This is a genomic window from Pseudoalteromonas sp. SR45-6 (genome assembly GCF_014163545.1).
GTDB lineage: Bacteria > Pseudomonadota > Gammaproteobacteria > Enterobacterales > Alteromonadaceae > Pseudoalteromonas > Pseudoalteromonas rhizosphaerae.
The window spans coordinates 1-22,055 of the sequence record NZ_JACJDM010000013.1 but is presented as its reverse complement, the minus strand read 5'-3'; the positions used below and the strand labels follow the sequence as shown (position 1 = coordinate 22,055).

Annotated in this window: 15 protein-coding genes, 1 tRNA gene and 1 pseudogene; 11 read left to right on the top strand and 6 right to left on the bottom strand. The window is 41.4% G+C overall.

Features of this window, described 5'->3' with window-relative positions; translation table 11 throughout:
* Positions 1-59: 59 nt before the first annotated feature.
* Positions 60-1,016, bottom strand: a complete 957-nt coding sequence (locus H5158_RS08160; protein ID WP_145235486.1) for a methylenetetrahydrofolate reductase — start codon at positions 1,014-1,016, stop codon at positions 60-62.
* A 247-nt stretch (positions 1,017-1,263) separates the two neighbouring features.
* Between H5158_RS08160 and H5158_RS08155 the strand changes: the two genes are divergently transcribed.
* Positions 1,264-4,149 (top strand): pitrilysin family protein, encoded by a 2,886-nt coding sequence (locus H5158_RS08155; RefSeq protein ID WP_182739814.1) that lies wholly within the window; start codon positions 1,264-1,266, stop codon positions 4,147-4,149.
* Between the two features lie 164 nt (positions 4,150-4,313).
* Here the strand turns inward: H5158_RS08155 and H5158_RS23670 are convergent.
* Together H5158_RS23670 and H5158_RS08145 are read right to left on the bottom strand one after the other, a co-directional pair.
* A pseudogene (locus tag H5158_RS23670) lies at positions 4,314-4,633 on the bottom strand (helix-turn-helix domain-containing protein).
* Positions 4,634-4,635: 2 nt separating this feature from the next.
* Positions 4,636-5,028: a hypothetical protein gene (locus H5158_RS08145; RefSeq protein WP_182717228.1), complete on the bottom strand. Its 393-nt coding sequence runs from the start codon at positions 5,026-5,028 to the stop codon at positions 4,636-4,638.
* 338 nt (positions 5,029-5,366) lie between these two features.
* On the opposite strand from H5158_RS08145, the gene cysE reads away from it, so the two are divergent.
* Together cysE and H5158_RS08135 are read left to right on the top strand one after the other, a co-directional pair.
* Entirely contained in the window at positions 5,367-6,185 is an 819-nt protein-coding gene (gene cysE, locus H5158_RS08140; protein WP_182739813.1) for a serine O-acetyltransferase, read from the top strand.
* A 25-nt stretch (positions 6,186-6,210) separates the two neighbouring features.
* On the top strand, positions 6,211-6,882 hold the full coding sequence (locus tag H5158_RS08135; protein ID WP_182739812.1) for a hypothetical protein: 672 nt from the start codon (positions 6,211-6,213) through the stop codon (positions 6,880-6,882).
* Positions 6,883-6,888: 6 nt separating this feature from the next.
* Here the strand turns inward: H5158_RS08135 and xseA are convergent, their stop codons facing one another.
* Complete coding sequence (gene xseA / locus H5158_RS08130; RefSeq protein ID WP_182717141.1) at positions 6,889-8,223, bottom strand: exodeoxyribonuclease VII large subunit; 1,335 nt, start codon at positions 8,221-8,223, stop codon at positions 6,889-6,891.
* A gap of 135 nt (positions 8,224-8,358) precedes the next feature.
* Between xseA and guaB the strand changes: the two genes are divergently transcribed.
* On the top strand, positions 8,359-9,828 hold the full coding sequence (gene guaB, locus H5158_RS08125) for an IMP dehydrogenase (RefSeq protein ID WP_149982073.1): 1,470 nt from the start codon (positions 8,359-8,361) through the stop codon (positions 9,826-9,828).
* Positions 9,829-9,931: 103 nt separating this feature from the next.
* Complete coding sequence (guaA, locus tag H5158_RS08120; protein ID WP_182739811.1) at positions 9,932-11,509, top strand: glutamine-hydrolyzing GMP synthase; 1,578 nt, start codon at positions 9,932-9,934, stop codon at positions 11,507-11,509.
* Positions 11,510-11,670: 161 nt separating this feature from the next.
* Here the strand turns inward: guaA and H5158_RS08115 are convergent, their stop codons facing one another.
* A complete protein-coding gene (locus H5158_RS08115) occupies positions 11,671-12,555 on the bottom strand; it encodes a LysR family transcriptional regulator (RefSeq protein WP_182739810.1) in 885 nt (294 codons plus the stop codon).
* 131 nt (positions 12,556-12,686) lie between these two features.
* Here H5158_RS08115 and H5158_RS08110 point away from each other — a divergent pair, with 131 nt between their 5' ends.
* The 4 genes from H5158_RS08110 to rimI all read left to right on the top strand — a co-directional run bounded on the left by H5158_RS08110 (position 12,687) and on the right by rimI (position 15,420).
* Positions 12,687-14,042, top strand: a complete 1,356-nt coding sequence (locus H5158_RS08110) for an MATE family efflux transporter (protein WP_182739809.1) — start codon at positions 12,687-12,689, stop codon at positions 14,040-14,042.
* Positions 14,043-14,521: 479 nt separating this feature from the next.
* Positions 14,522-14,598: transfer RNA gene (locus tag H5158_RS08105), tRNA-Trp, on the top strand.
* Between the two features lie 65 nt (positions 14,599-14,663).
* Complete coding sequence (locus H5158_RS08100) at positions 14,664-14,972, top strand: hypothetical protein (protein ID WP_182739808.1); 309 nt, start codon at positions 14,664-14,666, stop codon at positions 14,970-14,972.
* The gene (rimI, locus tag H5158_RS08095) at positions 14,959-15,420 is read left to right on the top strand and encodes a ribosomal protein S18-alanine N-acetyltransferase (RefSeq protein ID WP_182717138.1); all 462 of its coding nucleotides are present in this window, start codon (positions 14,959-14,961) and stop codon (positions 15,418-15,420) included. The genes H5158_RS08100 and rimI overlap by 14 nt, the downstream gene beginning before the upstream one ends.
* Here rimI and H5158_RS08090 read toward each other — a convergent pair.
* A complete protein-coding gene (locus tag H5158_RS08090) occupies positions 15,406-18,087 on the bottom strand; it encodes a hybrid sensor histidine kinase/response regulator (RefSeq protein WP_182739807.1) in 2,682 nt (893 codons plus the stop codon). The genes rimI and H5158_RS08090 overlap by 15 nt on opposite strands.
* A 262-nt stretch (positions 18,088-18,349) precedes the next feature.
* Here H5158_RS08090 and prfC point away from each other — a divergent pair, with 262 nt between their 5' ends.
* A complete protein-coding gene (prfC, locus tag H5158_RS08085) occupies positions 18,350-19,933 on the top strand; it encodes a peptide chain release factor 3 (protein ID WP_145235504.1) in 1,584 nt (527 codons plus the stop codon).
* A gap of 55 nt (positions 19,934-19,988) precedes the next feature.
* Complete coding sequence (gene argS, locus H5158_RS08080) at positions 19,989-21,731, top strand: arginine--tRNA ligase (protein WP_182739806.1); 1,743 nt, start codon at positions 19,989-19,991, stop codon at positions 21,729-21,731.
* Positions 21,732-22,055 lie beyond the last annotated feature (324 nt).

Genomic DNA, 22,055 nt, shown 5'->3' with positions numbered 1-22,055 from the left:
ACAACAATCATGAACACTAGTTCACTTAAAAATAATGGGCAGGCTCAAGTTTAACTCTATTAAGCAATCTGTTTTTCAGCAAGATTTAATTCCATTGTCGCTTTTAATAAGCGGTAAAGATTAATTGATGCATCAATTTCTTCTTTACGGTTGGTTAAACTTTCAATATTTAACCCCAGTGGCACGTCTAAATGCGCGCAACTTCTTAGTATTAAATCTAAGTTTTCACGGCAAATACGTACAGATTCACTCAGTGGGTTTTGCGAATCAAGCATCCGCCATTTAGTTGCATCAGGTACGGAAATTCCTAACCATTGCATAAACTCTAAGGTTTTTTCACTGCCGCAGGGCGTAAAGGTTAGAATAATACGTTTAGGTTCGATACCTTGAGCTTTACAGCTGCGCGCATAACTGGTGATCAAATCCACGGTTGCTTGCGCGTTATACACAGCTTGTGAGATAAAAAATTTACAGCCTTGCGTGGTTTTTTCAAGTAAGCGTTCATGTTCATTACGTTTACTTGCGTGGCGCTCGGCAATGGTAACGCCTCCTAAAAAGAAGTCTTGAGGCTGTTCGCTTAAGACTTTATAAGCATCAGGCAGGCTTAATTTAATATCCCCGTCAGATGATGGACTACCGACTAATACTAGGTTTTTTAAATTAAACTGGTTTTTAGTTTCGCTTAACCACTGTTTAAATTCGGCCACACCGCGCTGTGCAACACTTTTATAAGTGATCACTTCTTGATGCGATAAATTACGTAGTAAGTTACTGTATTCTCGAGGATCTACCGTTTGCTTGAACGGAAAAGGGCGAGGCATCTCAGTGCGACTACTTTCATCTTGGATGTCATAAATAATCACGCCATCGTATTCAATTTCATGCAAACGAGCTAAGAGCTTTTGGGCGATAATTTCAAGCTGCGCTTTATCAGTACCAATACGTGGTGGGGTGGTACCAATTAAGTACACACCCTGATTGGTGTCTTCAATTTTCTCTTGTAGTGATAAAGCCATAATCCTCATTCCAGCTAAGTTAGTGTCTATGGCAAATAATATAGCAGCCATTTAGACGTCTAGATAGATTTTTTTAGTGAAACTTTTTCAACGAAGGTGAGTTTTATTCATGTTGCTCTGAATGAAGAGTTCTGTGTTACACAACTGTTTACATAATTTATTGCCTCAGGGGTCTTATATTGACTTGCTTTGTTGCATAATCGGATGACTAAAAACAAGAAATTTATTCAACTAACAAGGGATAGCAATGAAATTTAAATTATTAGCAACGAGCCTTGCGGTAACGCTTGCACTGGGCGGTTGTGCAAGTAACAGCGGCTCAAACATGGTCAAAGAGGTTGAGATTGAGCAGTCAACGGTTGCCAGTAGTAATGATCGGGTGTTCTCACAAGATTATTTATTAGAAGAGCTTGATAACGGCTTACGCGTTATGGTGGTGAAAACTGATTACCCTGATGTGGTATCACTACAAATTCCAGTGTCTGTCGGTTCTCGTAATGAAGTCGAAGCAGGTAAAACCGGTTTTGCACACTTTTTTGAACACATGATGTTTAAAGGCTCTGAAAAATATCCGCAAGATGTGTATTCTGATATTCTAAAAAATTCTGGGGTTGATAATCGCGCTTATACAACCAATGATTACACTAACTATCACTTAAACTTTTCAAAGCAACATCTTGATAAAGTACTTGAAATTGAAGCGGATATTTTTCAAAACCTGACTTATTCAGAAGAGCAATTTCGTACCGAAGCATTAACAGTTAAAGGCGAATACCTTAAAAATAATGCCAGCCCGGTTCGTAAGTTACTTTCTGCAGTACGTAATGAAGCATTCGAAAAACATACTTATAAACATACCACCATGGGCTTTTTTGAAGATATTGAAGCCATGCCGGATCAAATGGCATACGGTAAAGAGTTTTTTGCTAAGTTTTATAAACCTGAATATGTGTCATTAGTGATTGTAGGCGATGTTGATCCAGCTGAAACTATGGCTATGGTTAAAAAACACTGGGGCCAATGGCAAAAAGGCGATTTCGTTGCTGATATTCCAACCGAACCAAAACAGCAAGCGGCGAAATATATACATGAGCAAAACGAAGGCTTACCAGGGCATTGGTTATTAGTATCTTATAAAGGCACAGCCTGGCAGCCAAAACAAAAAGACAGAGCCGCGCTTGATTTACTGTCACAGCTTTATTTTTCAACCAACTCAGAGCTTTACCAAGAGTTAGTGGTTGATAAACAAATTGCTAGCCAAATGTTTAGCTATAACCCTGATACCAAAGATCCCGGCTTATTACATGTTTTTGTGAAAGTTGAAAATGAGGCTGATTTAGCGGTTGCTCGTGATGCAATTAATAGCACCTACGCAAAAGCTCGCACTGAGTTGGTTGATAGCCAAAAGCTAGCTGATTTAAAATCCAATCTTAAATACAGCTTTATTAACGGCCTAGACTCATCACAAGCTATAGGTTCAACCCTTGCCAGTTATATGCATTTTGAGCGCGACCCAGAAGTCGTCAATCAATTATATGCAACGGCTGACAGCATCAGCGCACAAGATATTCAAGATATTGCTAATAAATACTTTGTCGATAGTAGCCGTACTACCGTGACTATGTCAGCGCTTGACAAAGTGGCAGACTTTGAGCAAGAAGTGGATTTAAATAGCCTTGTTGCTAGCAAGCACACAGTGCAACAGCGTCATTTTAAAGTGCTAGATAAAACCAATAGTTCGCCATTGATTGATATTAACTGGTTATTCCATACCGGTGCTGCGGCTGATCCTAAAGGTCAAAAAGGCGTAGCTGCACTCACTGCGGCCATGCTTGCTCAAGGTGGTTCACAGGCGAAGAGCTACAACGACATTAAACAGGCACTTTATCCATTGGCAGGTAGCTTTGGTTATCAGATAGATAAAGAAATGATTTCGCTACAAGGGCGTGTCCATAAAGATAACGCTGCACAATGGTATGCACTGGTTAGTGAGCAGTTACTAAATCCTGGCTTTAGAGAAGATGACTTTAAACGCCTTAAGAAAGAGCTCATCGACGGCATAAAATCTGGCCTAAAAGCCTCAAATGACGAAGAGCTAGGTAAAGAAGTGCTTTATCATAAGCTGTATCAAGGTCACCCATATGAGAGCTATAACTACGGTGATCTATCTGATTTAGAAGCATTAACACTTGATGACGTGAAAGCGTTTTATGCGAAAGAATTTACTCAAGCTAAACTAACTGTCGGTTTAATTGGCGCAGTACCTGAATCACTTAAAGCAACCATGTTTAGCGATTTAAGTGCTTTGCCTAAAGGTCAGCAAAGTCGTTTATCGATTCCTGATGCACCAGCGCTAAAAGGTCATCACGCTACAATTGTAGAAAAATCAGCGCAATCGACTGCGGTATCGTTTGGCTTCCCAATTGATACCATTCGTAGCGGTGAAGACTGGACGGCACTGTGGTTAGTTCGCTCATACTTTGGCGAGCACCGCAGTTCAAACTCATATCTTTATGAGCGCATTCGTCAAACTCGCGGTATGAACTACGGCGATTACGCGTATATTGAGTATTTTCCACGAGGTATGTTCCAGACTAAGCCTGACGCAAACTTAGGCCGCTCTGAGCAAATATTTCAAGTATGGCTTCGCCCGCTGCGCTCGAACAATGACGCTCACTTTGCAACGCGTACCGCTTTATTTGAACTTGATAAGTTAATCAAAAATGGCATGACAGAAAAAGACTTTGACGCAACGCGTAACTTCTTAATTAACTTTGTGCCGCAAATGGTAGCAAGCCAAAACCGTCAATTAGGATATGCACTAGATAGTGAGTTTTACAACACCGATACTTTCGTAAAGTATGTAACGAACAAGCTTGAAAAACTGACAGTAGCTGATGTAAATCGTGTCATAAAAGAGAACTTACAAACGGATGATATTCAGTATGTGTTTATCACCGGCGACGGAAAAGATATGCAAAAGCGCCTAGCGTCAGAGCAAACATCCCCTATGGTATATAATGCAGAGAAACCAGCTGAATTAGTTGCTGAGGATAAAGTAATCGCTGATTACAAACTGGCAATACCAGCGAAAAATATTGAAGTACTTGCTGTAGATAAGGTGTTTGAATAACGAGCATTTAAATAACTAAGAAGCTTAATTTAGATGCCCCAAATTTGGGGCATTTTTATAACATTGCGCCAATTTTTACACCTAATCCAAAAAGTATAATTGCACTGACGATAAGCACTAAGGTGATGTGTCCTCGCGATTCCTTTGACATAGTTTAAATCTCCTTATTTCATAATTAAAAACACGGTGATCATGCCAAGCGCAAAGCTGGCAATGGACGACAGCGCTAAAATTGTTGTGATACTTTGCGTATTTAAAGTATGTGTCTGAGCAACTGAAACTGTATTTTCCTCAAGTTTTATTAACTCACCTTGACGTACTTCTAACACTGCACACAAGGCCATGGTGGTTTCTTTAGACGCTGCGCCTTCTTTTTTACCCGTTGAATAGTTCGTAAACTTACGTCACAGGCATCTGCAAGCTGTTGTTGAGTCCAATCAAGCTTTTGCCTTAATGCTTTTATAGTTTTGGGGTTTAATTGCATGATTATTTCCCCAAAGCTAATGTTGAAATAATATACCCAACAGTAAAACCAACAACAAAACACCCAGCAATAAAAAGAGCTGATTTTTTAGGGTTACTAAATAAAGTTGTTTGCTCTAAGCTTTTAACTAACTTTTTATTTTTAAACAGTGAGCACTCAAGCCTACCAGTTAAAATATTGTGCATTTCAAACTTAACATTAAAAGTATTACCTGATAGTTCAAATTGGTGTTTACTTGTGACATTAATACTTCGCTTTTCACTAACTAGCTCATCATTAATATAGACTTCTTCCTTACCGGTGAAGTAACTGCCAAAGCAGGCTATTTGATCGTCGCCATCTTGAAAGTAAAATTTATAGCCTAGTTTCTTTGTATTGAGTATGTCATTGTTCATCATCGTATTCCTTATTAAGTTGATGATGCTAATTTAGCGTTTATTATTATTTTTTACGCCGTCAGCTTTACGCCAGTTGTTATTTTGTCATATGACAGTATAACTGTCATTGATGTTTAGTTATTGAATTTTAAAGTTTTATATTTTTTATGGCTACACGTTAATTTTATCTACTGTCGTAACTCATTATGTAAAACTATAATGAGATTATTAAAGAATGATTTTGAAATTTAGTTATATCTAATAACTAGAACAAATAACCGCAGCGTTAACACATCTGACTTGAAATCCGTTAAACTGCATAAAAGCTTATCTTCGTATTAATCTAAGGCCGTCCTATGCGTCATGAAATTTGGCAACAGCTCCGCACCGAAGCAAATGAAGTCGTTACCCGTGAACCTCTGTTAGCAAGTCATGTGTATTCATGCATTTTAAATCATGAGTGCTTAGGGTCTGCGTTGAGCTTTATTGTTGCTAATAAGCTGGCAGACGCAGTGGTATCTGCATTTACTATCCGGGAGTTATTTGATCAGGCTTTTGTTGAATGTGATCGAATGCTTACTCATGTCGCCCATGATATAAAAGCCGTTAAAGATCGTGATCCCGCTGCCGATACATATTTAACTGTGATATTAAATTTAAAAGGTTTCCATGCAATTCAAGCACATCGACTCGCCCATTGCTTATGGTTACAAAACCGTAAAGAGCTCGCTCGCTTTATTCAAAGCCGTACCTCAGAAGTATTTGGCGTTGATATCCATCCTGCTTGTAAAGTCGGCCATGGTATTATGTTTGACCATGCAACTGGTATAGTGATTGGTGAAACAGCTGTTATTGAAGATAACGTCTCTATTTTACAATCAGTTACTCTAGGTGGTACTGGTAATGAAAAAGGTGATCGTCATCCGAAAATTCGCGCCGGTGTTTTAATTGGTGCTGGGGCTAAAGTGCTCGGCAATATTGAGGTCGGCGAGGGCGCCCGAATTGGCGCAGGCTCAGTGGTACTGAGCGCCGTACCACCACACACCACGGTTGTAGGCGTACCAGCTAAAATTGTTGGTAAACCAAATTGCCCCTGTCCAGCGAAAAGTATGAATCAGAATTTTTTAGAGGTTGATGAGCCGCAAAACGAATCACACACCAGTGCAATGCTCTAAGTAAAAAACTTAAAAGGAATTAAGTATGAGTAAAAATGATCCATTTTCGCTGTTGTTAGCATTTATCACAGGTGTTGTTCTAACGTGGAGTTATTTTGCGTTGAGCTCTGACGAAGCAGCTCCTGTGACTACAACACAAACACAGGTACTTGAACAAGAAGTCAAAATAATGCCTGCCAGTACCGTAGCTGCAGAGCTAGATACAGTATCCCAGTCTCAACAAGTGACTGATATTAACTCGTCTGCCCAAGATACATCAGCGCAAACAACGGATGAACAAACGCTTGAGCAACAAGTTCAACAGCTCAAGCGTGAGTTACTGCAACAGCAAAAATTAGTAAAAGCTTACGAACAACAATTACAAGCACCGTCCGATTTTGAACAAGCTTTGCTAGACAAGTTTACTGAGCAAAGTCGCAATGAAGAGTGGGCTTATCGTACCGAGACTGCCATGAAAGACTTTTTACAGATTGCTGATCTTGGCATCACCCCTGAATTGGTTAGTGCGCAGTGTAAAAGTTCGGTATGTAAATTTGAACTTGCAGCGCCAAAGGATGTAGATGATTTTGATCATACCCAATGGCGCGAACTCAACGATAAGTTGGTACAACAAGACTTTTGGCAGCAATTTAAAGTCAGTACTTCAAAATCAAGCGATCGCGATTTTTCATTATTATTAAGTACTGAGTCAGAATAACGAGCCTCAGCTGACACGAGCTTGAATTACGCCATCAGCAAGCTCGGTTACAATTAAATCACCTTGAGTTACTTGCTTAATAGACTTAATCACTTGCCCTTGCTCATTTTTAGTGATGCTATAACCACGAGCGAGTACATTGAGCGGACTTACAGATTCTAATCGGCTAGCCTGCATTGCGAGGGTATTTTGGGCACTGTGTAATTGTTGCTGCATGGTTTGTGTTAAACGCCCTTGCAGTTGCTGTAATTGATGACTTGCCTGAGTAATTTTGCGATCTGGTGAGCGCTGCATTAGTCGCGGCGTTAGATTATTTAAGCGGCGCTCATATTGATAGAGCCGATGTTGTATCGCCTGCTGTAATGCTACTGTCAATTCATCTAAACGTTGCGCTTGTTGATTTAACTGATTACGCGGGTGACATAATGTTAAACGGTGCTCAAGTGCTGTTGCAACGCTTTGCTTTGCAGATAACTGATGTTTAAACGCATTGGCTAAGCGATTTAATTGTTGTTGGATTTGATTATAAAGTTCGCTGCTATTGGGGCTAACAAGCTCTGCAGCCGCGCTTGGCGTTGCGGCGCGCACATCGGCAACATAATCGCTAATGGTGGTATCAATTTCATGACCGACAGCACTGATAATTGGTAGGTTACTGGCAAAAATAGCGCGTGCCAGTAGCTCATGGTTAAAGCACCATAAATCTTCTAGTGATCCACCACCGCGGCCTAAAATAATTACATCAACTTCATTGCGGGCATTAGCAATATTGATTTTATCAATTAATTGTAGGTGCGCGTCTTTACCTTGCACCATAGCAGGGTAGATCACGACTTCAAGTTGTGGCGCTCGACGCTTAAGTACCGTTAAAATATCTTTGATAGCCGCCCCTGTGGCTGATGTAATAACACCAACACGATGCACAACCCCAGGCAATGGTTGTTTATGGGCGGAGCTAAATAAACCTTCGGCGGCTAAGCGCATTTTTAATTCATCAAACTGTTGCTTTAGTTGCCCTTCGCCAGCAGCTTCCATGTGTTCAACAATCAGCTGATAGTCACCACGCGGTTCATACAGCGATACTCGGGCTCGAACTGTCACTTGTGCGCCATTTTCAGGGCGATAGCGTTGGCCTCGATTGTTGCCTCGCCACATCGCCGCTTTTACTTGAGCGCGATCATCTTTGAGCGTGAAATACCAATGACCAGAGGCTGGTGTAATGAAATTTGATATTTCGCCGGTTAAATTTAACGATGCGAATCCTTGTTCGAGTACGGTTCTTATTTCTCTATTTAACCTAGAAACGGTATAAATCGTTTGCTGCTGGGATGTTACGGCCATAAAGCGACTCTAAAAAGCGATGATGGGGGTATTTTATCATAAATAATTGTGAAATCTTATTTACTCGTGCCCGCAACGCTGATAAAATTTGGCCGCAATTCCTTAAACAAGATCCACATGTGAGAAGTTGCCAAAATGCTTAGAATTGCTAAAGAAGCTCTTACCTTTGATGACGTACTTTTAGTACCAGGTCATTCTACTGTTTTGCCACACACGGCAAACATTTCAACTCGCTTAACGCGTGGTATCAAACTTAACTTGCCGCTAGTTTCAGCATCTATGGATACTGTTACCGAAGCACGCTTAGCGATTGCGCTAGCGCAAGAGGGCGGTTTAGGTTTTATCCACAAAAACATGACAATTGAAGAACAAGCCAAAAACGTACGTAAAGTTAAAACGTATGAAGCGGGTATTGTTTCTTTCCCTGTTACTGTGACAGCGGATTTAACCATTGCAGATGCAATTGTACTTGCTGAAGAAAAAGGCTTTTCAGGTTTTCCGGTAACGGACGCTGAAAACGGCCTTGTTGGTATTGTTACCAGCCGCGATATGCGTTTCGAAACCAAGCTTGAGCAACCGGTTTCAACAGTGATGACTAAAAAAGAAAAGTTAGTCACTGTAAAAGAAGGTGCTGCGCGTGATGAAATCTTAGGATTAATGCACGAACACCGTATCGAAAAAATCCTTGTTGTTGATGATGCGTTTAAATTAAAAGGCATGATCACAGTAAAAGATTATCAAAAAGCACAAGACAAACCACATGCATGTAAAGATGAACAAGGTCGTTTACGTGTAGGTGCTGCTGTTGGTGTAGGCCCAGGTACTGATGAGCGTATTGCTGCATTAGTCGAAGCGGGCGTTGATGTATTACTAATTGATACCTCACATGGTCATTCTCAAGGTGTTATCGACCGTGTTGCACAAACTCGTCAAACTTACCCTGAACTACAAATTGTAGCAGGCAATGTGGCAACAGCTGAAGGTGCGATTGCGCTTGCCGACGCCGGTGTTGATGCAGTTAAAGTAGGAATTGGCCCAGGTTCAATCTGTACTACGCGTATTGTTACTGGTTGTGGTGTACCACAAATCACAGCTATCTCTGATGCTGTTGATGGCCTAAAAGGTCGTGACATTCCAGTGATTGCTGATGGTGGTATTCGTTTCTCAGGTGATATTGTAAAAGCACTTGTTGCTGGTGCATCATGTGTGATGGTTGGCTCAATGCTAGCGGGTACTGAAGAAGCGCCTGGTGAAGTCGAGCTTTACCAAGGCCGTTACTACAAGTCATACCGTGGTATGGGCTCGCTTGGTGCGATGAACCAAAAAGAAGGTTCATCAGATCGCTATTTCCAAAAATCAAATCAAGCAGACAAGCTTGTGCCAGAAGGTATTGAAGGTCGTGTGGCTTATAAAGGTCCAATCGCGACAATCATTCACCAACAAGTTGGCGGCCTGCGCAGCGCAATGGGTTTAACCGGTTGTGCAACGATTGAAGAATTAAACACTAAACCTCAGTTTGTACGTGTTACTTCAGCAGGTATGGGTGAGTCACATGTTCATGATGTGCAAATCACCAAAGAAGCACCTAACTACCGCTTAGGTTAATAGCTTCAAATCTATTAAAATTACTGGGCTAGCTTCGCTAGCCCTTATTTATTATAGTCATTCAGGTAACCTGAGTGCTAGTTCTTGACTAACGAGACCCTCAATGAGCAAAGACATTCACGATTCACGAATTCTTATTTTAGACTTTGGTTCGCAATACACGCAATTGATCGCCCGCCGTGTGCGAGAAATTGGTGTTTACTGTGAACTGTGGGCATGGGACGTAACGGAAGAGCAGATCCGTGAGTTCAATCCACAAGGTATCATTCTATCTGGTGGCCCTGAGTCAACAACCTTAGAAAACAGCCCGCGTGCCCCTGAGTATGTATTCAATGCAGGCGTACCTGTACTTGGTATTTGTTACGGCATGCAAACAATGGCTACTCAGCTTGGCGGCAGCGTTCATAGCTCTGATAAGAAAGAGTTTGGTTACGCGCAAGTTGAAAAAGTCGGTAACTGTGCATTATTTGACGCTATTGAAGATCATATTACTGATGGTGGCAATGGCATTTTAGACGTGTGGATGAGCCATGGTGATAAAGTAATGGAAATTCCAGATACTTTCAAAACCACTGCTAAAACATCTACTTGCCCACATGCGGCAATGTCTAACGAAGAAAAACGTTTTTACGGCGTACAATTCCACCCAGAAGTAACCCACACTCATCAAGGCCAACGTTTACTAGAACGCTTTGCGATTGATATTTGTGGTTGTGAAAAACTGTGGACTGCTGCAAAAATCATTGATGACGCCATAGAGCGCATTAAAGATACTGTGGGTGATGACGAAGTAATCTTAGGTTTATCTGGTGGTGTTGATTCATCAGTGGTGGCTATGCTTATTCACCGCGCGATTGGCGACCGTTTAACCTGTGTATTTGTTGATAACGGTTTACTGCGTTTAAACGAAGGTCAGCAAGTAATGGATATGTTTGGCAATAAGTTTGGCCTAAACATTATCAAAGTGGATGCCGAAGAATTATTCTTAGCGGATCTTGCTGGTAAATCAGACCCAGAAGACAAGCGTAAAGCGATTGGCCATACATTTATTAAGGTATTTGATAGCGAATCTAAAAAGCTTAAAAATGCAAAATGGTTAGGTCAAGGTACTATCTATCCAGATGTTATCGAGTCAGCAGCGTCTGCAACTGGTAAAGCGCATGTGATCAAGTCTCACCATAATGTGGGCGGCTTACCAGATGACATGGAAATGGGCTTAGTTGAGCCACTGCGTGAATTATTTAAAGATGAAGTACGTAAAATTGGTTTAGAGCTCGGTTTACCGTACGACATGCTTTATCGTCACCCGTTCCCTGGGCCTGGTCTAGGTGTGCGTGTACTTGGCGAAATCAAAAAAGAGTACTGTGACTTATTACGCCGTGCTGACGCTATCTTCATTGAAGAGCTACACAAAGCCGAGCTTTACCATAAAGTAAGCCAAGCATTCACGGTATTCTTACCTGTGAAGTCTGTAGGCGTTATGGGTGATGCACGTAAGTATGATTGGGTTGTAAGTCTTCGTTGTGTAGAAACTATCGACTTTATGACTGCACGTTGGTCACATTTACCGTATGAGTTCTTAGGTCTGGTTTCAAACCGCATCATTAATGAAATCGACGGTATCTCACGCGTTGTTTACGATATTTCAGGAAAACCACCTGCGACTATTGAGTGGGAATAACTTTTAGGCCTGAAACGTCTGGCACTAACAGGCATTAAATCTTAATTAAGTCCGCGTAATTGCGGACTTTTTTGTTCGGAACATCACTGAAAAAATGCTGTGACACTTTGTTCTATAAGTCAAAATATAAGAGCAGAGCCTTTCGATTGCGCAGGAAGATTTTATATAGCGTGATTGTTCATTAAGTGGCGCATTTGCTCAGTAATCCAATCTGTTAATTTATTGCTTGGGCTATCGAGTCGTTTTACTATGCCTATTTCAATTAATTGATCCGTTAAGAAGTCGGCTTGAGCTATTTTTATTTGTTCAAAAAACCAATGCGCCTTGGCGATATGCTCAGGCACGATGGCCCAGCCTTGATTCTGCGTTACCAATTCACAAATCAAATAATAACTGTCTAAATCCCAATGATCTGGGCTTAGGGCATTTTCGCGGTTTTCTCCTGAGCGGTTGCAGAGTACGAACTGACGATATTGTTGAAGTTGCGCAAGGGTCAATACATCTTCTTTAGCGAGAACGTGCTTGTTACCGACAATCAGGATTTTTCTAAAATACCCCAGAGACTGTAAGGTTAACTTGGGTGGCAAAGCACTGTTGCTAATCATAAAACCAATGTCGGCCTTTTGATTAGCAATGGCATTGGCAATGTCGTCTTGTGAGCCATTGGTAATAACCAAATGAGTGTTAGGAAACAAATCGCCTACTTGAGAAAAAATAGAATGAATGGTTTCCAGTGGTAAGGCTTCATCCAGGGCGATTCGTAACGAAATGGGCTCTTTGTTCGCAGCTGTAAGTGCTCTTGAATCTAATCGAAGGCATTGGTTAAGCACGGCTCGCGCTTCGGGAAGCATCTCTTTCCCCAGAGGCGTTAATACGGGGTATTTAGAGCTGCGATCAAATAACTCAAACCCTAAATCCAATTCTAAATTGGCTATGGCGCTACTAATTCGTGATTGTGCCTTTTGTAATTGCCTTGCTGCTGCAGAAAAAGAACCCTGCTCAGCGGCGGTAACAAAAGCCAGTAATTGATCCAATGTCCAATTCATTCCTATCTCCTAAACGGCCATTTAGCGGCTAGTTAAGCTTTTTAATCCATCCTTTAAGCGGATGGTAACTGACTTTCTTATATCTCAATTAAATATATTATGCCCGCATTATTACCTTCTGGATATTTAAGATGCAAGCTGCCCCACAAGTTCAACCGTCACAATCCGTCGCAGGCACGTTTTGGCGTTTTGCCATTCCTTCCATCGTCGCTATGTTAGTCAGTGGTTTATATCAGATCATTGATGGTTTCTTCGTTGGTCACTATGTTGGTGCAAACGGACTAGCAGGTATCAACATGGCAATTCCATTGCTTGGTTTAATCATGGGTTTTGGTTTGCTTGTTGGTATGGGAGGCGGCAGCGTATTATCTAAATATCGTGGCGAGAATAACCTCGTAGCCACTCAAGCAACACTCATCACAGCGCTTTTCTTGATTATTTTGATCGGCTTATTGGCCACAATTGTGTTTATCGTTTTTGGCCAGAGTCTGCTCAATATTCAAGGCGCGACCGGCGTCACCTTAGAGATGAGTTGGGGTTATGTGCAGATCATGTCGTTTGGGGCGCTTATTTCGGTTGGTGCCAGTGCCATGCCGATGTTAGTTCGAAATGACGATAGTCCAAACCTTGCGACGATCTTCATCATTGTTGGTGCCTTGACCAACATTGTCTTGGACTATGCTTTATTAGGCTATCTTGATATGGGGTTAAAAGGTGCAGCCATTGCTACCTTAATTGCTCAATTAGCCACGTGTATATTATGTTTACGTTACTTTATGTCGTCAAAAGCTAAAACCAAGCTATCGGTTAAACAACTTGATAAGACCATCGCCATTCATATCGTGCAATTAGGAGCGTCAAGCTTAGTGATGTTTATCTATTTCAGCTTCGTCATGGCGTTCCATAACATGCAATTTATGGCCTACGGAGACACCACGCAGTTAGCCGCATTTGCGATTGTTGGCTACTTAGCGAGCTGTTACTACTTCTTCGCTGAAGGCTTAGTCAGCGGATTGCAGCCACCAGTGAGTTACTACTTAGGCGCCAAGCAATACAAACGCATTAGCGAAACCGTAAAACTGGCTTTTTCTGTTACCGTTGGGTCCGGTATTGCTTTAGTAATATTGTTTAATATTTTTCCAGAAATCTTTATCAGCATTTTTACCACAGGCAATGATGCATTACTTGAAGCAAGCAAAAACGGTATTCGTTTACACTTAATGGCATTGTTTTTAGATGGCTTCTTATTCTTGGCGTCCATCTACTTCGTCGCCGTTGGTAAAAGCGGACAAGCCCTGTTTGTTTCCGTCGGCAATATGTTGATACAGTTTCCTTTCCTATTCATCTTGCCGAAATACCTAGGTATCGATGGTGTTTGGTTAGCCGTCCCTTTATCTAACATTGCCTTCGCATTGATCGTACTGCCGATGCTATTAAGCAACCTGAAAGGTTTTATGTACATGCATAAACAACAAAGTTTCGTTTAAAAAACAATAAGAAAAGAATAGTAAGGATATTTTTATATCGACGAGCGTTAAATAACTTTGGGGCAAAAGCGAGTTATGAATTTTAACAACAAGAGTCTGCATCACTTAGTATGACTTGATATGTAGCTGGTTGCTCATGTTTTGATACGCTTTAAAAGTGGACAACAAGTTGAGTATAAAAAGTGAATAGAATTGAATCTAACCGCGCTTACTACAGAAGAGCAACACGGGCTTTGTTATGATATGGCCGAATCATCAGTCTGGGCCAAAGCTGAACTAAAACGTCTGCGAGTAGCAAAAAGTAAAAAATGCTGAGCATGGATATATATGAAGGCTTATCCTAGTTTAGGTAAGTAATTATAAAAACGGCGAATTAGTTGACTAATTCGCCGTTTTGTTTATTTAAAAAGCAGTTAAACTAAAAGAGTGATTTTTTTCTTTACCTTTAGCGAAACTTCTCTATAATTCGTCGTCATTGCAGGGGCGTAGTTCCAATTGGTAGAACAGCGGTCTCCAAAACCGATGGTTGGGAGTTCGAGTCTCTCCGCCCCTGCCACTTCTTCTTTACATAGCCTTGATTACTTCTTATATTGTTCCAGTGTTTAAGTCTACTGAGTTTTTATGCATCCACGATACGCAGCTATATTTGGTATAGAAAACCTCGAACTAAATCAGCATTTCCGATTACAGTCAGTCGCTGAACAACGTTCTGATGCACCAAGTGCAGCGCCGCAGGTAAATATAGAGCTAAGTACTACGCTATTGGCTGATTTAAATCGCGCTATTGCGCCATTAAAAATTAGCCAAGTAGTGCAAAGCGATAAGCTTGCATGGCATGATGGTCAATTGAGCTTACCAACCCAGCAGCTTAATGCTGATAATAAACGCGCGCTATGGGCGCTGATGAGCACACACCTTGATAACCTTTGAATCTGTTACTGAATTATCCATTGATGCGCTGATGCGTGTTGAGAACGCGTGTCACACTCATCCGTGGACAGTAAACACTATGCAATCATGTCTCGCTGGACGTTACTTTAATTTAGCTGCGTTTAATGAGCAGCAAATTATTGGTTTTTATATCGGTGAAAAAGCAGGGCCTGATTTTACTTTAATGGATATCTGCGTGGCACCTGATTTTCAGGGGCAGGGGATTGCCAAACAATTGCTTGCAGCGTTTATTGAATACGGCGAAAAACACCACGCTGAAAACTTATTTTTAGAAGTACGTGAAACCAATACTCGTGCCATCGCCTTATATGAGCAGGCAGGCTTTAGTGAAATGTCGGTACGTAAAAATTACTACCCAAGTAGTGACCCATCAAAAAATGGCCATGAAGATGCTATCTTAATGGGAATGACATTACTTTTTGGTTAATGACTGTTCTTGTTGCAAGGTATATTTTATCGCTTCAATTAAGCTCAGTGCCAAATAATCACGGCGGTTGTGATCACGGCCACGTAAATTATCTTCAAGTGTGGCCGCCGCATGGTGAATATTACTAAAACCAAAACAACCAGCACTGCCTTTTAAACTATGGGCCAGTGCTCTGAGCTGCTCCCACTCACCATTATTGTATAGCTGCGTAACGTCGGTTAAATAACCTGGCAGTTTTAAGCGATAGTTGTCGTTGATCTGTTGAAATTTATCGCTGTTTAGCAAGCTATCCCATTTATTTTGGCTGTCTTTTTCAATATTTAAATAGCTAACAAGCACACTTTCTAAGGCATCTTTATCGATAGGCTTAGCCAGTGCTTCGTCGCAACCGGCTTGCAAATAGGTGTTTACGTCATCTTTCATTACATTCGCGGTAAGTGCAATGATCGGCCCATCGTAGGCTGCATGGCGGAGCATTTGTGTGGCTTCTAAGCCGCCCATTACCGGCATTTGCATGTCCATAATGATTAATTGATAGTCATTCACCAGCGCCATTTCAACAGCTTCTGCACCATTGTTGGCTATATCAGGCTCAAGCCCCCATGTTTGCAGTAATAACTTGATTAGTACTTGGTTGTCAGGGTTATCCTCGGCGACTAATATATTGGCATCAAAGCTATTTTCTGCGAATGAAAGCTGTAAGTCCTTAGCGGGAGTTAATTGGCTTAACTCAGTCAGCATTGGCACTGTTTGTTGTTTATCAGCAGGTAAGTTACAGGCAATTTGCACGCAGAAACAGCTTCCTTGGCCTGGCGTGCTTGTTACATAAACATCACCACCGAGCAATTGTGCTAAATTTTTAGAAATACATAAGCCTAAGCCAGTGCCGCCAAAGCGTCGTGTTGTTGTTGTATCAGCTTGTTCAAAAGGTTTGAATACCCGCTCAACTTCTCGCTCTGACATGCCAATACCGCTATCTTTAATGGCAAATTCTATGAGTTGTAAATCACTGTTATAGGTAATATCTAATTCAATTAAACCTTGCTCGGTAAACTTCACTGCATTGCTGGCAATATTAATGAGAATTTGCTTTAAACGAGTGCTATCACTATTAATTATGCGCGGTAATGGTAAGTGAAAATTGATATTGCAGTTAAGTTTTTTCTCTTGTGATAAAGGACGAATAATCGAATCAATATCATGAACTAACTGCACAATATCTAGCGGTTCTTTTTCAACAGCTAATTTTTCGGCTTCGATTTTCGACAAGTCTAAAATATTATTGATGAGTTCAAGTAAGTGTTTAGAGTTACGTAATATAGTATTTAGGTGCCAAGCGTCGCCGGTTGTATTTTGGCTGTGTAATAGCTGCTCAGTAAAGCCCATGATGGCGGTTAGTGGTGTACGTATTTCATGACTCATATTGGCTAAAAAGCGGCTTTTTAATTGGTTCGCTTGTTCCGCTTGGGCAATGGCCACCTCGAGTTGACTATTCATGGTTTCAAGTGCCTTGGTACGGCTTTCGACTTTATCTTCTAAGTGATGTTTATATTCTTCAAGTTCGTCTTGATAATGACGAATTTGGTTCACCATGTGATTAAAATCATTAAATAATACCCCCACCTCATCATTATTATGTGCAGGCAAATATACCGACAAATCGCCGTCACCTACTCGATGGCTGGCTGCCCCAAGTAACTCAATTGGGTTAAGTAGTAAATTACGTACCACAATAAAAATCAGCATCGGCAGGGTGATCACTGAAATAATCACAATCAAGGCGGTGATCAAACTGATCGCTTTGCCCGATTGATACAGTAAGGCTTTGGGGATGGTCGAGACATAATAATAACCGCCGCTCATTTGGATGGCGTAAATCATCCGTTCAACTTTATCAATACTCGATAACTCTATGGTTGAGAGCTTACCTAGATCGGCTAAGTCGTGAATTTGTTGCAGCTCATATTCGCTAATATATTGACCGCGCTTATTGTAGTCTGAGCTAAATAATATTTTGCCATTGCTGGTCAGTAATAAATTTAAGGTATTGTTATAGGGCGCTTCTAAAATGCTGGTATTTAAAATCGATGGCTCAACATGCAACACAATAAACCCTAATTGTTGCGGACGTTTAAGGTAGTAATCAGCACTGTAAATACGTTGAATAAAATACAAACTGGTAGTGCCATCTTGTTTTTGCACCATAAACTGTTGTTGGCGTAAGTTACTTTGTAAAACTTGTGAGAAAAATGGATAGCTGGTTGGTGCGGTATTTAAATTACTGGAGTAATAGGCGTCGCTTTGACCATCCGGAGAGACTAAATTTACGCTAACAATATCGGGGTAAGCTTCTGAATAGCTTGCAAATACATCCATTAGTGCGCCTAGACGACGGGTGTAATTGCCGTTATCGCGTAAGTCATCTGCTAAAAAGTCACTTAGTACAGGGGAGGCCGAGAGTAACTTTGTAGTAGAGTGAAATGAATCGATGTAATTGAACATTTTTTGTTGTTGCTGTTCAACAAAACGGCTAACAATGAGCTCGGCTTGTTTTTGTGTGGAGCTGGTAACGTTGGTGAGAGTAAAGCCACCTAAAAACAATAACGGTAAAATCACCAAAGGCGTGATATACCATAATAATCTTATACTTAACTTACTTGTTCTCATACCCAAACAAAATATCCTCCATGTAATCTATCAATAGTATGCGTTAGCGTAAAATTACACAAGTTTAGTGCGTTCGCTGCAGCAAACGGGTTGAGCTGATTTTAAACCAAGTTATCGGCTAATTACTTGCAATCGTTGCTTTTTTGGCTAAGACAAACAAGGTATAATGTGACTAATTCTATTTTATATTTACAGTGCGTAGCGAAGACCTGTGCTTAGGTTTGTTTTTGGTTGCGCCTTGTTATGACTTAAAGCGGCTTACATGTCTAATTTATTAAACGAAATCAATACGCGACGCACGTTCGCGATCATCTCGCATCCGGATGCTGGTAAAACTACCATCACCGAAAAAGTACTGTTGTTCGGACAAGCTATTCAAAAAGCGGGTACCGTTAAAGGCCGTGGCTCTAATCAACATGCCAAGTCTGACTGGATGGAAATGGAAAAAGAGCGTGGTATCTCGGTCACGACCTCTGTTATGCAATTCCCATACAATAAAGCGCTAGTAAACTTACTTGATACCCCAGGACATGAAGATTTCTCTGAAGATACTTATCGTACCTTAACTGCGGTCGATTCATGTTTGATGGTGATCGATGCGGCTAAAGGTGTTGAAGATCGTACTCGTAAATTAATGGAAGTAACGCGCTTACGTACCACGCCAATTGTCACATTTATGAATAAATGTGACCGCGATATTCGTGATCCGATGGAGTTGTTAGACGAAGTTGAAACAGAGCTAAATATAGCTTGTGCACCGATCACATGGCCAATTGGCTGTGGTAAAGAGTTTAAAGGTGTTTATCATATTCACCGCGGCGAAACCTTGTTATACAAAACTGGCCAAGGTCATACTATTCAAGAAGTACGCAGCATTAAAGGGCTTGATAACCCTGAGCTTGATGCAGCGATTGGCGATGAGCTTGCTGGGCAACTGCGTGAAGAGTTAGAACTTGTTATTGGTGCATCGCACGAATTTGATTTAGAGCTATTTTTAGCGGGTGAGTTATCACCAGTGTACTTTGGTACTGCGCTTGGTAACTTTGGTGTTGATCATGTGCTTGATGGCCTAACTGAGTGGGCACCAACGCCATTACCGCGTGAAACAGAAGACCGTACTGTTGTTGCAACAGAAGAGAACTTCACTGGCTTCGTATTTAAAATTCAAGCGAATATGGACCCTAAGCACCGTGACCGTATTGCGTTTATGCGTATTGTGTCGGGTAAATACAGCCAAGGCATGAAAATGAACCATGTGCGTATAGGTAAACAAGTCAGTATTTCTGATGCGGTAACCTTTATGGCGGGTGATCGTGAGCGTGCAGGTGATGCTTTTGCAGGTGATATTATTGGTTTACATAACCACGGTACGATCCAGATAGGTGATACCTTCACACAAGGTGAAAAGCTTAAATTTACTGGTATTCCAAACTTTGCGCCGGAATTATTCCGCCGCATTCGTCTGCGTGATCCACTTAAGCAAAAGCAATTATTAAAAGGCTTGGTGCAGCTATCTGAAGAAGGGGCAGTACAAGTATTTAGACCGCTTATTAATAACGACTTAATTGTAGGCGCGGTTGGTATATTGCAGTTTGATGTGGTTGTAGCGCGTTTGAAAGCAGAATATAACGTAGATGCTTTATACGAAAGCGTAAATGTAAATACCGCACGTTGGGTAAGTTCGACTGACGTTAAAAAGTTTGAAGATTTTAAACGTAAGTGCGAAAGCAACTTAGCGCTTGATGGCGGCGATAACTTAACTTACATAGCGCCGAGTCGTGTAAATCTTAACTTATCAATTGAGCGCTATCCAGAAGTGACATTTAACCACACGCGTGAAAATTAGACTCAAATTTTAATTTAAAGCCCGCTAACGCGGGCTGGTAAAGGTAATAAATTACATGAATATTCGTACCCTACTAATTGAAAGAGCCATCGCAGCCATGACTGGCGCTGGCTTACCAGCAGATACTAACCCTGCGGTAACACAGAGTACCCGCCCACAATTTGGTGACTACCAAATTAATGGTGCAATGGGCGCTGCTAAAAAAATGAAAAGCAACCCGCGAGAGCTTGCACAACAAATTATTGATCACTTAGATGTAAGTGATATCGCAGATAAAACAGAAATTGCCGGCCCTGGTTTTATCAATATTCACCTAAAACCTGAGTTTTTAGCGCAAAGCTTAAAAGCGGCAAACCAAGATGCAAAGCTGGCTGTTGCTGAGCATGCACAACCGCAAAAAGTAGTGGTTGATTACTCATCACCTAATCTTGCTAAAGAAATGCACGTTGGGCATTTACGTTCAACGATCATTGGCGATGCAGTAGTACGCGCACTGGAGTTTCGTGGCGACACGGTTATTCGTCAAAACCATATGGGCGATTGGGGCACGCAATTTGGTATGCTGATTGCGCATCTGGAAGATCAAATCAGCCAAGGTGTTGATTTAGATTCTGTGGCACTTGCTGATCTAGAAACCTTCTACCGCGACGCTAAAAAGCGTTTTGATGATGAAGACGGTTTTGCAGATAAAGCGCGTGATTACGTAGTAAAACTACAAGGTGGCGACGCGCATTGTGAAAAACTATGGAAGTTGTTTATCGCAACCTCGGTAAAGCATTCTGAAGAAGTATACAAACGCTTAAATGTAACGCTTACACCAGACGACATCATGGCTGAAAGTGCTTATAACAGTGAACTGAACAATATCATTAAGTTATTACAAGATAAGAATATTGCCGTTGAGTCACAAGGCGCACAGGTGGTGTTTTTAGATGAGCTGGCAAATAAAGATGGTGAGCCTTCAGTGTTTATCGTGCAAAAATCAGGTGGCGGTTTCTTATACGCAACCACCGATTTAGCCGCCTGTGATTACCGTTCAAACAAGTTAGGCGCAGCCCGCATTTTAATTTTTGTTGATGCGCGTCAAAGCCTACACTTCAATCAAGTAGAGCTTACTGCACGTAAAGCCGGTTTACTACGCGATGAAACTAGCTACGAATTTTGCCCATTTGGCACCATGATGGGTGAAGACGGCAAACCATTTAAAACGCGTACAGGTGGCACGGTAAAACTTGCTGATTTACTTGAAGAGTCAATCACTCGAGCTGCTGCTAAGCTTGCTGAACGTGAGTCTGACTTAACTGATGAAGAGCGCAGTGAAATTGCCCGTAAAGTAGGTATTGGCGCAGTTAAATATGCAGACCTTTCTAAGCACCGAACCAGTGATTACATTTTCAACTGGGACAGTATGCTTAGCTTTGAAGGGGCAACAGCACCTTACTTACAATATGCTTATACTCGTGTACGCAGTATTTTCCGTAAATCAGGCGTAGACGCAGCAAGCTTAAACGCAGATGTCGCTATTGTTGAACCGCAAGAAAAAACCCTTGCACTTAAACTACTGCAATTAGAAGAAGTACTTGATCAAATGACCAGTGAGGCAACACCGCACGTATTATGTAGTTACCTATACGAGCTTGCCAGCCTATACATGACCTTCTACGAAGCTTGCCCAGTACTTAAAGAAGGCGTAGAGCCAAGTGTACGCGATAGCCGTTTAGTGCTGTGTAATTTGGTAGCGGATACGCTGCGCACAGGCTTAGATCTACTAGGCATCGAAGTCATGGAGCAAATGTAATCTGCTGCGTGTAGTTCGCTTTAGCTGCGTTAATGAGTTTATTTAGCCTAAGTCACATACAAAATACGTATGCTCCTTGGCATAAATAAACTCACTGCCTTGCTAGCGCTCCTACACTTGCAGATGTGTAGTTTGGCACTTAGTTACTGACCCTAATCACATACAAGAGCGTATGCTCATAGGGATAAGTCGAGTGTCCGCCTTATCTTAGACTAAACTACTTAGGTGAACGTCTGCTGTGTGTAGTTCGCTTTAGCTGCGTTAATGAGTTTATTTAGCCTAAGTCACATACAAAAGTGACAAGGTACTAGGAAGAAATAGGCC